This window comes from Aminobacter niigataensis, from assembly GCF_946995915.1.
Taxonomy (GTDB): Bacteria; Pseudomonadota; Alphaproteobacteria; order Rhizobiales; family Rhizobiaceae; genus Aminobacter; species Aminobacter niigataensis.
Genome location: NZ_OX341517.1, coordinates 1,336,124 through 1,350,805, shown reverse-complemented (window position 1 = coordinate 1,350,805; position 14,682 = coordinate 1,336,124). Strand labels below are relative to the sequence as shown.

Here is a 14,682-nt window from a genome sequence, read left to right as displayed (position 1 = left end):
GCCCCGGAAATCTTAAGGACTGTTACAAGATGGAAAACCTACCTCTCGCCCAGACCGGCGCGGAATTGTCGATCTGGGCGCTGTTCTGGCAGGCCGGCTGGGTGGTCAAGCTGGTGATGCTGGGCCTGCTCGGCGCGTCGGTGTGGACCTGGGCCATCATCGTCGACAAGCTGGTCGCCTATAACCGCATGCGCGCGGCGCTGAACCGCTTTGAGCAGATCTTCTGGTCCGGCCAGTCGCTCGAAGAGCTCTACCGCAACCTTTCCGACCGCAAGACCACGGGCATGAGCGCGATCTTCGTCTCTGCCATGCGCGAGTGGAAGAAGAGCTTCGAGAAGGGCGCAAAGTCGCCGCTGGCGCTGCAGACCCGTATCGACAAGGCAATGGACCTGGCGCTGACGCGCGAGATGGAGCGGCTGGAAGGCCGACTCGGCTTCCTCGCCACCATCGGTTCGGCCGCCCCCTTCATCGGCCTGTTCGGCACCGTTGTCGGCATCATGACCTCGTTCCAGGCCATCGCCGGCTCGAAGTCGACCAACCTCGCGGTCGTCGCACCTGGTATCGCCGAAGCGCTGCTGGCCACCGCCATCGGCCTGCTCGCTGCCATTCCCGCCGTCATCGCCTACAACAAGCTGTCATCCGACGCCGGCAAGATCGCTCTGCGGATGGAGGGCTTCGCCGACGAGTTCTCCGCCATACTCTCGCGCCAAATCGATGAAAAAGTCGCGCCGCGGGCCTGAGGAGTAGACCATGGGTATGTCAGTTAGCGCGGGCGGTTCGGGCCGCGGCGGGCGCGGCCACCGGCGGCGTGGCCGCCATCACGGACTGATGTCCGAAATCAACGTCACGCCGTTCGTCGACGTCATGCTGGTGCTGCTCATCATCTTCATGGTGGCCGCACCGCTGATGACCGTCGGCGTGCCGATCGATCTGCCCGAGACCGCAGCCAAGGCGCTGAACTCGGAAACGCAGCCGATCACCATCTCGATCAACGAAGCCGGCCAGATCCACATCCAGGAAACCGAGATCCCGATCGACGAGGTCGTCGCCAAGCTCGGCGCCATCGCCAAGGCCGGCTACGAGGAGCGCATCTATGTGCGCGGCGACAAGACCGCCGACTACGGCACGGTGATGAAAGTCATGGCTCGAATCCAGGCCGCCGGTTACAACAAGATCGGCCTCGTCACGCTGCAGGAACAGGACCAGTAGCCCGCAAAATGAAGACCGGCCTCACGACATCTGTGGTTCTGCATGCAGCGATGCTGGGCTTCGGCCTGTTCACGCTGTCGGCACCCAGCGCCCTCGAAGTCGCCGACGTCGAGGCGTTCCCGGTCGACATCGTGCCAGTGGAATCGATCACCCAGATCCAGAAGGGCGACAAGAAAGCCCCGGTCAATGAAAAGCCGGCGCCCAAGCCGACAAGCCGACCCGACATCGTGCCCGACGCCCAAAATGTCGGCGACAACAAGATCGACAGCGACAAGCCGCCGACGCCCGAGCCGACCCAGAAGGAGGTCGACGTCGCGGCTGCTCCGCCGCCCTCGCCCAAGCCCGAGCCAAAACCGGCCGAAAAACCCAAGCCCGAGCCGGCCAAGCAGGCCGAGCCCAAGCCGACGCCCGTGCCGGCGACGGAAGTGACGCCCGAACCGCAGCCCAAGCAGGACGTGAAGCCGGACCCGGTTGCCGAGACGATCGTCAACGACCAGGCCGAAGCGGAAGCCGTGAAGCTGCCGGAAAACGCGCCTGCGCCCGAGGCCAAGCCCAAGCCCCCGCAGGCCCAGACGGCCAAGACGCCCGACCGCAAGCAGGACGACAAGCAGGCCCAGGAGGCCGCGTCGAAGCCGAAGTCGGAAGAGAAGGAATTCAACGCCGACGAGGTCGCTGCCCTGCTCAACAAGCAGAAGCCCTCGGGTGGCGGCGCCAAGCGCTCGACCGAACAGGCATCGCTGGGCGGAAAGAAGGACACCGGCGGCAGCAAGCTCAGCCAGAGCGAGATGGATGCGCTGCGCGGCCAGATCCAGCGGTGCTGGAACGTGCCGGCGGGCGCCATGGATGGCGGCGCGCTGAAGGTTTCCGTCCAGTTCAAGCTGAGCCAGACCGGCGAGATCGAAGGACGGCCCGAGATCATCTCCGGCGGTGGCGCCGCCGGCATCGAACGTGCGGCAGCGGAATCGGCGCGTCGCGCCGTGCTGCAATGCGCGCCCTACAATCTTCCCGCCGACAAATACGAAGCCTGGGCGGATGTCATCGTCAACTTCGACCCAAGCGAGATGTTCTGAGCGCCTGGCGCTCACCCGGAACTAAGAGGCCTGTCTTATGAAGCATGTAATCAAAGCGATCCTTCTGATCGGCGCCATGGCGAGCGGCATGACCGCGTTCGCCACCCTGCCCGCTCGCGCGCTGGTCGAGATCGACGTCAACAAGGGCAATGTCGAGCCGCTGCCGATCGCCATCACCGACTTCCTGTCGGGCGATGCGATGGGCGCCGAGATCGCCGGCATCGTCGCCGCCGACCTGCAGCGTTCGGGCCTGTTCGCACCGATCGACAAGGGCGCCTTCATCGAAAAGATCTCCAACCCCGACGTCGCGCCGCGCTTCGACGACTGGAAGGTCATCAACGCCCAGGCGCTGGTTACCGGCCGCGTCAGCCAGGAGGCCGACGGCCGGCTCAAGGCCGAGTTCCGGCTGTGGGACACCTTTGCCGGCCAGCAGCTTGCCGGCGAGCAGTTCTTCGCCAACAAGACCAATTCGCGCCGCATCGCCCACATCATCGCCGACGCCATCTATGAGCGCCTGACCGGCGAAAAGGGCTATTTCGACACCCGCGTCGTGTTCATCGACGAATCGGGCGCCAAGACCGCGCGCAAGAAGCGCCTCGCCATCATGGACCAGGACGGCGCCAATGTGCGCTATCTCTCGGACGGCCGTTCGATGGCCATGACGCCGCGCTTCTCGCCGACGCGTCAGGAAATCACCTACATGTCCTACGAGAGCGGCCAGCCGCAGGTCTATCTCCTGCAGATCGAGACCGGCCAGCGCGAACTCGTCGGCAACTTCCCCGGCATGACGTTTGCGCCGCGCTTTTCGCCCGACGGCCAGAAGGTGATCATGAGCCTGCTGCGCGACGACGGCAATTCCAACGTGTTCTCGATGGACCTGCGCAGCCGCACCACGACGCGCCTGACCAATTCCAGCGCCATCGACACCTCGCCTTCCTATTCGCCTGACGGTTCCAAGGTCGTCTTCACCTCCGACCGTGGCGGCCAGCCGCAGATCTACGTCATGGGCGCCGACGGCTCTGGCCAGACCCGCGTCTCCTTCGGTGGCGGCAGCTATTCGACGCCGGTGTGGTCGCCGCGCGGCGACCTGATCGCCTTCACCAAGCAGTCGGGCGGCCAGTTCCAGATCGGCGTGATGAAGACCGACGGCTCGGGCGAACGCATCCTATCGACCGGCTTCCAGCAGGAAGGCCCGACCTGGGCGCCAAACGGCCGCGTCGTGATGTTCTTCCGCGACCAGCCCGGCGGCGGCGGTCCCAAGCTCTATTCAGTCGACCTCACCGGCCGCAACGAACAGGCGATCCCGACCTCGGGCTTCGCCTCCGACCCGGCCTGGTCGCCGCTGCTCGACTGAGCAGCCTGATAGTTAACCTAGCGCCCCAGGCGCGACGAAAGGACCAGGCGGCGTCATTTGCCCAATGACGCCGCCTTTCTGCCGTATTTTCGCCTACGGTGCGCGGCGAAGTGCATGTTCGACGACTGCCGTATGCGGGGACGCTACAACGAGCGGCAACGAAATTTTAACCATGTTTCTTGAATGCCGGTTAACCCCAACGTGGTTACTGGATGTTCAACGAAATCACTTGAATGCGAAGGAGAGGCGGGATGCGCCGTATCGCAAAATTTGCAACCAACCCCGTGGTCGTGGCGCTCATCGCCTCGCTGGCGATTGCCGGCTGTGCCTCGAAGAAAACCCCTAACAACGCGGCCGATCTCGGCCTCGGCGGCAGCGCCGGTGCAGCGACCCCGGGTTCGTCCCAGGACTTCACCGTCAATGTCGGCGACCGCATCTTCTTCGACACCGACTCGTCGTCGGTTCGTGCCGATGCGCAGGGCATCCTGAGCCGTCAGGCCCAGTGGCTGAACCAGTATCGCCAGTATGCGATCGTGGTCGAAGGCCATGCCGACGAGCGCGGCACCCGCGAGTACAACCTGGCCCTCGGCGCCCGTCGCGCCGCAGCCACCCGCGACTACCTGATCTCGCAGGGCGTTGCCTCGAACCGCCTGAAGACGATCTCCTACGGCAAGGAACGTCCGGTCGCGGTTTGCGACGACATCTCCTGCTGGTCGCAGAACCGTCGTGCTGTCACGACGCTCTCCGGCGCCGGCAGCTGAGCGGTCGAAAAGCGACACAGTTGAACGAAAGGCGGTCCTTCGGGCCGCCTTTTGCTTATCTGGACGACTGAAACAAAATTTGGCCGAAGTCTCCGGTCCTGATAAACGACGAGAGCGCATCGGCGCGAAGCAACCATTTCCGTTCCACGGCGAGAGGCTAATGCATTTTCGATCAATCCTGAGTGGCACGCTTGCCATCTTCCTATTATCCGGGGCCGCGGCGCATGCGCGCGACGGCATCGGCATCGACCTTCCGAAATTCGGCCTGCCGGGCGTCTTCGGCAGCAAGACTGAGAGCCACGAAGCGCCGATCCAGCTTGCCCAGGCAGGCGATCCCCGCGTGACCGCACTCGAAGAGGAAATCCGCAAGCTCAACGGCAGCATCGAGGAACTGAACTTCCAGATCCTGCAGATGCAAGAGCAGATGCGGAAAATGCAGGAAGACAACGAGTTCCGCTTCCAGGAACTCGAGGGCGGCGGACAAAAGAAGTCCGACGCCTCCGGCACCACCAACAATAACAGCTCGATCGTTGAGGCGCCCACGGCGCCTCAATCGGGTCAGGCGCAGGCCACCGCGCCCGCCACCAACGGCCAGAGCGTCGAGGACGTCATCGTCGATTCCGGCACCGGCGAACCCGGCACCACGATCGAGGGCGGTACGGGTACACCGCCGCGGACCTTCGGCACCATCACTGTCGACAAGAACGGCAATGTCGTCTCCGACTCGATCGACCAGCAAGCGGCAACGCCAGTGCAGCCGCAGACGCCTGCCACAGCGCAGCCGGCCCAGCCCAAGGCCAATGGCACGGCGGTTGCGGCACTGCCGTCGACGGACGACCCGGACGAGCTCTACCGCAACTCCTACCAGTTCGTGCTTTCCGGCGACTACACCACCGCCGAAGAAGGCTTCCGCGACCACATCCAGCGCTTCCCGGCCGACCCCAAGACGGCGGACGCACGTTTCTGGCTTGGCGAGTCGCTGCTCGGCCAGAAGAAATACCGCGACGCTGCCGAAATCTTCCTCAGCGCCAGTAAGGAATACCCGAAATCCAAAAAGGCCCCCGAAATGATGCTGAAGCTCGGCGTTTCGCTGGTCGGCCTGAAGCAGCGCGAAGTTGCCTGCGCCACTTTCGGCGAAATCGGCAAGCGCTACCCCAACGTTTCCGGCGCGATCAAGGAGCGGGTCAAGCAGGAACGGGCCCTCGCCGCGTGCTGACGCAGCCGACCGACGCTGACTTTTTTCCAGACTTTTCCGGTTTCGACTTCGCCGCGCATAAGACCATCGTCGCAGCGGTTTCCGGCGGCAGCGATTCGACTGCCCTGCTTCTCCTTCTCAAAGCCCATCTCGCCCGGCACGCGCCCTTGACGCGGCTGCTGGCCGTCACCGTCGACCACGGGCTCCGGCCCGGCTCGGGCGCGGAGGCCGAACAGGTGGCAAAGCTTTGCGCTTCTCATGGCATCGCCCATCGCACGATGCGGTGGCTCGGCGACAAGCCACAGGCAGGCATCCCGGCCGCAGCGCGGGACGCGCGCTACGATCTCCTGGCCGAGGCCGCGCGCGATGCTGGCGCAACGATCGTAGCCACCGGGCACACCGCCAACGACCAAGCCGAGACGGTGCTGATGCGCGGCATGCGCGGCACCGGCCGCGGCAGCGCCGGCATGGCGCCGGCAACGCTGTTCGATGGCGACATCTGGATCGTCCGCCCGCTGCTGGGCCAGCGCCGCGACAGGCTGCGCGCGGCACTGAGCGCACGCGGCATCGGCTGGATCGACGATCCGACCAACACCGATGTCGCCTATGAGCGCCCGCGCATGCGGCTGTCGCTCGGCGACCAGAGCGAAACGCGTATCCCGACGGCGCTCGCCGAAGCCCGGCAGGCCGGTGAAACGCGGACAGAACTCGGCCGGCGCGCAGCCACCTTGTTGACCGAGCTGGCAAGCAAGGTTGCCCCCGGACTGCTCTGCCTCGATGCTTCATTCCTGCAAGCGCCCGACAATGACGCAGCATGTTACGCCCTGCGCATCCTGGTAGCGGTCGCCGGCGGCGTGCCCCACCTGCCCGATGAGGCCCGTACCCAGGACCTACTGGCGCGGCTGGCGAACGGTATTGCAGACGAAAAACCGGCCCGCGCCACATTGTCGCGCGCCCTGGTCGACGCACGCCGAACCGGGATCTTTGTCCTGCGCGAAGGCCGCGGCCTGCCGGCTCCGGCAACGCTGGCTGGCGGTATCTGGGACGGCCGCTACAGGCTCATGCCGGCGGGGCAAGGAACAGGATCGGCCGTCGCACCAGTCGGTCCGCTCACGGCGAGGACGATATCGATCGAAACAACGGCGCCGGAAAGTCTTGTCAGGAACGCACTTGCGGCCGAGCCTGGGTCGTGGCGCGGGGGAAAATTCGCCGGCTTGCTGTCGGAGGCGGGTGCCGCCCCGGTTGCGGCGCCCTGGGCACGGTTCCTGCCGGCCTTCGATCTCGCCCCTGCACGGGCTCTCCAAAAATTGATCGGCACGGCACATGTGCCGGACCCGCCATGCCGTGGCCACATTGGCGTTGGAGCTTAACCGAGACTTAGGGACGCGCTTGGCAATGTGGCAGCCCGTGCCTATGTTAGGGGCAAGCTTACTCACACCATGCGCGTTCCCCGCGAACGCCAACGGGACACTCGATGAATCCGAACTATCGCAACTTCGCGCTGTGGGCGATCATAGCCGTTCTACTCATCGCCTTGTTCAACCTGTTCCAGACCCCGCAGACCCGCGGCGCGTCGAGCGAAGTGGCCTATTCGCAGTTCCTCCAGGACCTGAATTCGGGCCGCGTCAAGACGGTGACGATTGCCGGCGACCGCATCAGCGGCACCTATATCGACAACTCGACCGGCTTCCAGACCTACTCGCCTGGCGACCCCACGCTGGTGTCGCGGCTTGAGGAAAAGAGCGTCACCATCAACGCCCGCCCCGAGAATGACGGCTCCGGCTCGATCTTCTCCGTGCTGTTGTCCTGGCTGCCGATGATCCTGATCCTCGGCGTGTGGATCTTCTTCATGCGCCAGATGCAGTCGGGCTCCGGCCGCGCCATGGGTTTTGGCAAGTCCAAGGCCAAGCTTCTGACCGAAGCGCATGGCCGCGTCACCTTTGGCGACGTCGCCGGTGTCGACGAAGCCAAGGAAGACCTCGAGGAGATCGTCGAATTCCTGCGCGACCCGCAGAAGTTCCAGCGCCTCGGCGGCAAGATCCCGCGCGGCGTGCTGCTCGTTGGCCCTCCCGGCACAGGCAAGACCCTGCTTGCCCGTTCGGTCGCCGGTGAAGCCAATGTGCCGTTCTTCACCATCTCTGGCTCGGACTTCGTCGAAATGTTCGTCGGCGTCGGCGCAAGCCGTGTCCGCGACATGTTCGAGCAGGCCAAGAAGAACGCGCCCTGCATCATCTTCATCGACGAAATCGACGCCGTCGGCCGCCATCGTGGCGCCGGCCTCGGCGGCGGCAACGACGAACGCGAGCAGACGCTGAACCAGCTGCTGGTCGAGATGGACGGCTTCGAGGCCAACGAGTCGATCATCCTGATCGCCGCGACCAACCGTCCCGACGTCCTCGACCCCGCGCTGCTGCGTCCGGGCCGCTTCGACCGCCAGGTCGTGGTGCCGAACCCCGACATCGTCGGCCGCGAGAAGATCCTCAAGGTCCATGTCCGCAACGTTCCGCTGGCGCCCAATGTCGACCTCAAGGTCGTTGCACGCGGCACGCCCGGCTTCTCGGGTGCCGACTTGATGAACCTCGTCAACGAATCCGCCCTGATGGCAGCGCGCCGCAACAAGCGCCTCGTCACCATGCAGGAATTCGAGGACGCCAAGGACAAGATCATGATGGGCGCCGAGCGCCGCTCCTCGGCCATGACCCAGGCCGAGAAGGAGCTGACCGCCTATCACGAATCCGGCCACGCCATCCTGGCGCTCAACGTGCCGGCCGCCGACCCTCTGCACAAGGCGACCATCATCCCGCGCGGCCGCGCGCTCGGCATGGTCATGCAGCTGCCGGAAGGCGACCGCTACTCGATGAGCTACAAGTACATGATCTCGCGCCTGGCGATCATGATGGGCGGCCGCGTCGCCGAGGAGTTCAAGTTCGGCAAGGAAAACATCACCTCGGGTGCGTCCTCCGACATCGAGCAGGCGACCAAGCTGGCGCGCGCCATGGTGACGCGCTGGGGCTTCTCCGACAAGCTTGGCCATGTCGCTTATGGCGACAACCAGGAAGAGGTCTTCCTCGGTCATTCGGTGGCCCGCACCCAGAACGTCTCGGAAGAGACCGCACAGATCATCGACGCCGAAGTGCGCCGCCTGATCGACGAGGCCTACAACGAAGCCCGCAAGATCCTGACCAAGAAGAAGAAGGACTGGATCGCCCTCGCCGAAGGCCTGCTCGAATACGAGACGCTGTCGGGCGAGGAGATCAAGCAGCTGATCGCCGGCAACAAGCCCGCCCGCGACATGGGCGACGACACCCCGACCTCGCGCGGCTCGGCCGTGCCCAAGGCCGGCTCGACCCGCGGCAAGAAGAAGGGCTCCGAGCCCGAAGGCGGCATGGAGCCTCAGCCTTCGAATTGAGGACTGGAGACTGGATAGAATGCAAAACGCCGCTGAGGAAACTCAGCGGCGTTTTTGCATTCCGGGCCGGCTGCAAGCGGCGGCCGAAGTCATCGGCACGCTGCCGCCAATGCTCGGAGCATACTCACATGCGATAGTTCGCTTAAAAATAGTCATTTGCCGTTCCTACGCTTTGACGCGGTAACCAACCCGCCCTGTGAATGACTACAGCCCAGGCAGTGAGGATAAATCACGCGTTAGGAAACTGAGGATCCCCCACAAATCGCTGCTTCGAGTGCCTAGCTCCGTGCGCCCGCATCGATGGCGGCCCCAAAGGCGGCCAATCCTGTTGACTTCGTTTTGCTCGCTTCTTTTGGTACCGCACCGGCCCGATGGCGAACGCGTGAAGACCGGCGACAAGGCACACCGCAGTCGAACGGACCCTGCTCAACTCCATCGGACAGCGGCACTTTCTTGTAGAGGACTACCCCAGCCCTATGTGAACCCTGTCTGGCTCCAACCAACGATTTGCCCAAATTCGTACACGCGTTTCCGGAGTGGGCACCGCCATGCTCAAAATTTCCGGCATGTTGGCGTCAAAAAGTAGCACCAGGCCGCTCGGAGTATTCAAGAGCCCATCGTATGTCGGCTTGCCCGACCTTGCGAGGTCCGTAGCCCATCCCAAGAAAACCAAGGTATCTCCCTCCTGCGCATGGAGGCAGCCCATATTGATACAGTCTCGTGAGGCACGGACAGTCCTGAGCTCGCCACCTATGGGCACCTCGACCCTTCTTGAACCCGCTATGTAGAAACTTGCATATTCCGGTGAGATGCGCCGAACCAAGACCGCCATTTGCAGCTCCTGTTTCATCCCCTTTGCCGCGCCATGTTTACAGTCTGGCAGAGAGAATGCCGACCAAATCCTCCCGCCTTCAAGCTAGGGATCCCCTCCCTCAAAAACCCCAACCCTTTTCTAAGGTTTTGTGACATAAAATCACCAAATGTGATGCGTTGGTCGCCCCAGGTTGTGGCAAAGCAATCGCGGGTGGACTTCACGGGGACAGGCTAATCATGGCTGGACGCTATTTCGGCACCGACGGCATTCGCGGACGGGCCAACAAATTTCCGATGACGGCAGAGATCGCAATGAAGGTCGGCATGGCTGCCGGCCTGTCGTTCCAGCGCGGCAACCACCGCCACCGCGTGGTGCTGGGCAAGGATACCAGGCTGTCGGGCTACATGATCGAGAACGCCCTTGTCGCCGGGCTTTGCGCCGCCGGCATGGACGTGTTCCTGCTCGGCCCGATCCCGACGCCGGCCGTCGCCATGCTGGTGCGTTCGCTGCGCGCCGACATCGGCGTGATGATCTCGGCCTCGCACAATCCCTATTACGACAACGGCATCAAGCTGTTTGGCCCCGACAGCTACAAGCTGTCCGACGAGATCGAGGAACGCATCGAGGCGATGCTCGACCAGGACGTCGAGGCGCTGCTGGCCGATTCCGACGGCCTCGGCCGGGCCAAGCGCGTCGACGGCGTGCATGACCGCTACATCGAATTCGCCAAGCGCACCCTGCCCCGCTCGATGTCGCTGTCGGGCCTGCGCATCGTCGTCGACTGCGCCAACGGCGCGGCCTACAAGGTGGCGCCGGCAGCACTGTGGGAACTCGGCGCGGAAGTGATCGCGATCAATGTCGAGCCCAACGGCTTCAACATCAACCAGGAGTGCGGCTCGACCCATCCGGCCGGCCTGCAGAAGAAAATCCACGAGGTGCGCGCCGACATCGGCATCGCCCTCGACGGCGACGCCGACCGCGTCGTCATCGTCGACGAGAACGGCACCATCGTCGACGGCGACCAGATCATGGCGCTGATCGCGCAGTCCTGGCAGCAGAGCGGCCGCCTTGCCGGCGGCGGCGTGGTCGCGACCGTGATGTCGAACCTCGGGCTCGAGCGCTATCTCGGCGACCTCAACCTCGAACTGCACCGCACCAAGGTCGGCGACCGCTATGTCGTCGAGCACATGCGCGCGCACGGCCTTAACATCGGCGGCGAACAGTCCGGCCACATCGTGCTGTCGGATTTCTCGACCACCGGCGACGGGCTGGTGGCAGCCCTCCAGGTGCTGGCATGCATCAAGCGCTCCAACAAGCCGATGAGCGAGTTGAGCCGGACCTTCGAGCCGGTGCCGCAGCTGCTCAAGAACGTGCGCTTCTCCGGCGGCAAGCCGCTCGAGGAGGCACTCGTCAAGGCGGCGATCGAGGACGGCCGCAGCCGGCTCGGCAAGACCGGCCGCCTGGTGATCCGCCCTTCGGGCACCGAACCGCTGATCCGCGTCATGGCCGAGGGCGACGACCCGCAGTTGGTCGAAACCGTAGTCAACGACATCGTCGGCGTCATTTCCGAGAGCCGCTCGGCCGCCTGATCCTTTCAAGAACTTAGCCGATCAAGCAAAGCCCGCCTCGCGCGGGCTTTTTTGCTTGCCGCAGAAGCCGCTCGCACAGTCCGGCAACCATGAAGCGCAAGAAAACGTGGTTAATCGTCAGGGTTAAGCAGCCCTTAACCTATACCAAGCATTATCCATGGCGGTTAGTCATGGTCGGGCGCGTAGCGGGTCCGCAGGTATGGGGTTTTTATCATGCGCAATTTTGGAAAGAAGGCGTTCGCCGCCGCGCTGCTTGCCAGCGTCACTGCCCCGGCATTCGCCGCGGACATGCCCGAGCCGATCATCGAGGTAGAACAGCCATCTTACGGCGGCTGGTACCTGCGTGGCCACATCGGCATGAGCAACCAGCGTATCAAGCGGCTGGAGTCGGAGCTGTTCGCATTCCCCGATGCTCATGGCTGGTACGACGAGGGCAGCTTCGGCTCCGCCCCGACATTCGGTGCCGGCGTCGGCTACCAGTTCAACGATTTCCTCCGCGGCGACCTGACGGTCGAATACCGCGGCAATTCCGAGTTCAACGCCCTGGACTGGCAGGACAATGGCGGTGTCATCACCACCAATGACTACCGCGGCAAGAAGTCGGAGTGGCTGTTCCTGGCCAACGCCTATGCCGACCTCGGCGACTTCTACGGCGTAACGCCCTATCTCGGCGCCGGTATCGGCGCATCGCGGAACACGATCTCCAGCTTCCGCGACATCAACATCATCAACAATGGCGGCGCCTATGCCGACGACAAGTCGCGCTGGGATCTCGCCTGGGCACTGCACGCCGGTGTCGGCATCAAGGCAACCGAGCGCATGACTATCGACCTCGGCTACAGCTTCCTCTCGCTTGGCGATGGCCAGACAGGGGAACTCAAGAACGACGATCCGGCCGAGCCGTTCCCGCCAGCCGGAAACAGCGGCATCCGCTTCAAGGACATCACCTCGCACGACTTCAAGCTTGGCGTCCGCTATTCGTTGAACTGATCGCCCTGGCGTCATCGCGACGCATGGAGCGCCAATCTGCAAAACCGCCCGGTAAGCCGGGCGGTTTTTCGTTGTCCGGTTGCCGACGGAGCCACCCGCTAACCAACTGTTATCCTTAACCGCGACTTAACCTCTATGGTTAACAATGACTCGAACGGCTGCTGGATTCTCGGGCAACACCCTGGCGCCATTTCGGGAGAATGCGATCATGACATTGAAGTCTCGCATAGCGCTGGCGCTGACGGCGACCATGCTGTGGCCGCTGGCGGCAAGCGCTGCCGACTACGATCCGCCTGTCGTCATCGAAGAGGCACCGGAATATGTCCCCGTCGAGGTCGGCTCGGGCTGGTACCTGCGCGGCGATCTCGGCTACAATTTCAGCGACACGCCCTACCAGTTCACGCTGCTGGGCGAGGAAACGCGCAACATCCACGTCAACGGCAGCATCGGCGCCGGCTACCACTTCAACGACTTCCTGCGCGGCGAACTGAATTTCGGCTTCGTTTCCTATGACAAGCTGGATGCATCGCTCGGGCCCGACACGATGCAGTTTGAGAACAACGTCTGGAACGGCATGGCCAATGTCTATGCCGACCTTGGCACCATCGCCGGCTTCACGCCCTATGTCGGCGCCGGCGTCGGCCTGATCTATTCGAGCACGACGGTCAACTACAACGCGCCCTCGATTCCCGCGACGTTCAACCTCGACGACACCCAGTACAAGGTCGCCTATTCGGTCGGCGCCGGCATCAATTACCAGGTGGCGCAGAACACCTCGGTCGACGTCGGCTACCAGTACCTCACCGCCCCCGACCTCGAATATGTCGACATCGACACGCTGACGGTCAAGAAAGGCGTCGACTATCATCAGGTCAAGGTCGGCCTGCGCTACGATCTCTGGTAGCCGGCCTTTTCGACCAAGCCATTCAAAAGGCGGCGGGTTTTGGCCCGCCGCCTTTGCGTTTGGAAAACTGTTCCAGATGCGACGCGCAATTTCCTCTTGACGCCGGAGGCCGCTCCTAATATCGCCGTCCGTGGGCCACCCCTCCCCAACGAGGGGCCAACTATCTGGAAGGATAGAACCACGATGACGATCGTCGCCAAGCCCGGACTCCGTCCGGCAAATCCCAATTTCTCCTCAGGTCCCTGCGCAAAACGTCCCGGCTGGTCGCTCCAGGCCCTCGCCGACGCACCGCTCGGCCGTTCGCACCGCGCCAAGATCGGCAAGACCAAGCTCGAACAGGCGATCGAGCTGACGCGCGAAATCCTCAAGGTTCCCGCCGGCTATCGCATCGGCATCGTTCCAGCCTCCGACACGGGCGCTGTCGAGATGGTGCTGTGGTCGCTGCTCGGCGAGCGCGGCGTCGACATGGTCGCCTGGGAGTCGTTCGGCGCCGGCTGGATTACCGACGTAGTCAAGCAGTTGAAGCTTGAGGACGTGCGCAAGTTCGAGGCGCCCTACGGCGAGCTGCCGGACCTGACCAAGGTCGATTTCGACCGCGACGTGGTCTTCACCTGGAACGGCACGACCTCGGGCGTGCGCGTCGCCAACGGCGACTTCATCCCGGCCGACCGCAAGGGCCTTACGATCTGCGATGCCACCTCGGCAGCATTCGCGCAGCGCCTCGACTACGCCAAGCTCGATGTCGTCACCTTCTCCTGGCAGAAGGTGCTCGGTGGCGAGGGCGCGCATGGCATGCTGATCCTCAGCCCCCGCGCCGTCGAGCGGCTCGAAACCTACAAGCCGGCCTGGCCGCTGCCCAAGATTTTCCGCCTGACTTCGGGCGGCAAGCTGATCGAGGGCATCTTCAAGGGTGAGACCATCAACACACCGTCGATGCTGTGCGTCGAGGACTATGTCGATGCACTGAACTGGGCCAAGTCGGTCGGCGGCCTTGACGGGCTCGTCGCCCGCGCTGATGCCAATTTCGCCGCCATCGACGCCTTCGTGAACGAAGCCGGCTGGCTCGGCCATCTCGCCGTCGTGCCGAAAACGCGCTCGAACACCTCGGTCTGCTTGTCTATCGTCGATCCTGAGGTGGCAAACCTCGACAAGGACGGCCAGGCGGCATTCGCCAAGGGCATGGTCTCGGCGCTCGAAAAGGAAGGCGTCGCCTTCGACATCGGCGCCTATCGCGACGCCCCTCCCGGCCTGCGCATCTGGGCCGGCGCCACGGTCGAGACGTCAGATCTCGTGGCGCTGATGCCGTGGCTCGACTGGGCCTTCGCCAATCAGAAGGCCGCACTCAAGGCCGCGGCCTGACGGTCTTTACCCTCCCCCTCGTGGGGAG

At 63.9% G+C, this 14,682-nt stretch carries 12 protein-coding genes; all 12 read left to right on the top strand.

Translation table 11 applies throughout. The features are described 5' to 3' along the window. The first annotated feature begins 29 nt into the window (after positions 1 to 29). The 12 genes from tolQ (at position 30) to O1Y97_RS06335 (ending at position 14,654) form a co-directional block, all read left to right on the top strand. A complete protein-coding gene (gene tolQ, locus O1Y97_RS06390) occupies positions 30 to 740 on the top strand; it encodes a protein TolQ (protein ID WP_108606520.1) in 711 nt (236 codons plus the stop codon). A gap of 10 nt (positions 741 to 750) precedes the next feature. Then, positions 751 to 1,209, top strand: coding sequence for a protein TolR (gene tolR / locus O1Y97_RS06385; RefSeq protein ID WP_183262721.1), 459 nt, complete (start codon positions 751 to 753; stop codon positions 1,207 to 1,209). Positions 1,210 to 1,217: 8 nt separating this feature from the next. Next, on the top strand, positions 1,218 to 2,279 hold the full coding sequence (locus O1Y97_RS06380; RefSeq protein WP_108606518.1) for a hypothetical protein: 1,062 nt from the start codon (positions 1,218 to 1,220) through the stop codon (positions 2,277 to 2,279). A gap of 76 nt (positions 2,280 to 2,355) precedes the next feature. After that, positions 2,356 to 3,633 carry a Tol-Pal system beta propeller repeat protein TolB gene (tolB, locus tag O1Y97_RS06375; RefSeq protein ID WP_245439791.1) on the top strand — a complete coding sequence of 426 codons (1,278 nt, stop codon included), beginning with the start codon at positions 2,356 to 2,358 and terminating at the stop codon, positions 3,631 to 3,633. A gap of 251 nt (positions 3,634 to 3,884) precedes the next feature. Beyond that, complete coding sequence (pal, locus tag O1Y97_RS06370; RefSeq protein ID WP_108606516.1) at positions 3,885 to 4,394, top strand: peptidoglycan-associated lipoprotein Pal; 510 nt, start codon at positions 3,885 to 3,887, stop codon at positions 4,392 to 4,394. 160 nt (positions 4,395 to 4,554) lie between these two features. Beyond that, positions 4,555 to 5,610 carry a tol-pal system protein YbgF gene (gene ybgF, locus O1Y97_RS06365; RefSeq protein ID WP_318763499.1) on the top strand — a complete coding sequence of 352 codons (1,056 nt, stop codon included), beginning with the start codon at positions 4,555 to 4,557 and terminating at the stop codon, positions 5,608 to 5,610. Further along, a complete protein-coding gene (tilS, locus tag O1Y97_RS06360) occupies positions 5,604 to 6,959 on the top strand; it encodes a tRNA lysidine(34) synthetase TilS (protein ID WP_318763498.1) in 1,356 nt (451 codons plus the stop codon). Before ybgF ends, tilS begins: the two co-directional genes overlap by 7 nt. 104 nt (positions 6,960 to 7,063) lie before the next feature. Further along, on the top strand, positions 7,064 to 8,998 hold the full coding sequence (gene ftsH, locus O1Y97_RS06355; RefSeq protein ID WP_108606514.1) for an ATP-dependent zinc metalloprotease FtsH: 1,935 nt from the start codon (positions 7,064 to 7,066) through the stop codon (positions 8,996 to 8,998). Between the two features lie 1,050 nt (positions 8,999 to 10,048). Beyond that, positions 10,049 to 11,401, top strand: a complete 1,353-nt coding sequence (gene glmM, locus O1Y97_RS06350) for a phosphoglucosamine mutase (RefSeq protein WP_108606511.1) — start codon at positions 10,049 to 10,051, stop codon at positions 11,399 to 11,401. Between the two features lie 213 nt (positions 11,402 to 11,614). Continuing rightward, the gene (locus tag O1Y97_RS06345) at positions 11,615 to 12,391 is read left to right on the top strand and encodes an outer membrane protein (RefSeq protein WP_108606510.1); all 777 of its coding nucleotides are present in this window, start codon (positions 11,615 to 11,617) and stop codon (positions 12,389 to 12,391) included. Between the two features lie 208 nt (positions 12,392 to 12,599). Continuing rightward, positions 12,600 to 13,295 carry an outer membrane protein gene (locus O1Y97_RS06340; RefSeq protein WP_318763497.1) on the top strand — a complete coding sequence of 232 codons (696 nt, stop codon included), beginning with the start codon at positions 12,600 to 12,602 and terminating at the stop codon, positions 13,293 to 13,295. 183 nt (positions 13,296 to 13,478) lie between these two features. Beyond that, on the top strand, positions 13,479 to 14,654 hold the full coding sequence (locus tag O1Y97_RS06335) for a phosphoserine transaminase (protein WP_318763496.1): 1,176 nt from the start codon (positions 13,479 to 13,481) through the stop codon (positions 14,652 to 14,654). Positions 14,655 to 14,682 lie beyond the last annotated feature (28 nt).

What these genes read in the sequence shown, in the direction of transcription:
- tolQ (WP_108606520.1), top strand. Translation starts at nt 30, where the DNA reads ATGGAAAACCTACCTCTCGCCCAGACCGGCGCGGAATTGTCGATCTGG.
- tolR (WP_183262721.1), top strand. Translation starts at nt 751, where the DNA reads ATGGGTATGTCAGTTAGCGCGGGCGGTTCGGGCCGCGGCGGGCGCGGC.
- O1Y97_RS06380 (WP_108606518.1), top strand. Translation starts at nt 1,218, where the DNA reads ATGAAGACCGGCCTCACGACATCTGTGGTTCTGCATGCAGCGATGCTG.
- tolB (WP_245439791.1), top strand. Translation starts at nt 2,356, where the DNA reads ATGGCGAGCGGCATGACCGCGTTCGCCACCCTGCCCGCTCGCGCGCTG.
- pal (WP_108606516.1), top strand. Translation starts at nt 3,885, where the DNA reads ATGCGCCGTATCGCAAAATTTGCAACCAACCCCGTGGTCGTGGCGCTC.
- ybgF (WP_318763499.1), top strand. Translation starts at nt 4,555, where the DNA reads ATGCATTTTCGATCAATCCTGAGTGGCACGCTTGCCATCTTCCTATTA.
- ftsH (WP_108606514.1), top strand. Translation starts at nt 7,064, where the DNA reads ATGAATCCGAACTATCGCAACTTCGCGCTGTGGGCGATCATAGCCGTT.
- glmM (WP_108606511.1), top strand. Translation starts at nt 10,049, where the DNA reads ATGGCTGGACGCTATTTCGGCACCGACGGCATTCGCGGACGGGCCAAC.
- O1Y97_RS06345 (WP_108606510.1), top strand. Translation starts at nt 11,615, where the DNA reads ATGCGCAATTTTGGAAAGAAGGCGTTCGCCGCCGCGCTGCTTGCCAGC.
- O1Y97_RS06340 (WP_318763497.1), top strand. Translation starts at nt 12,600, where the DNA reads ATGACATTGAAGTCTCGCATAGCGCTGGCGCTGACGGCGACCATGCTG.
- O1Y97_RS06335 (WP_318763496.1), top strand. Translation starts at nt 13,479, where the DNA reads ATGACGATCGTCGCCAAGCCCGGACTCCGTCCGGCAAATCCCAATTTC.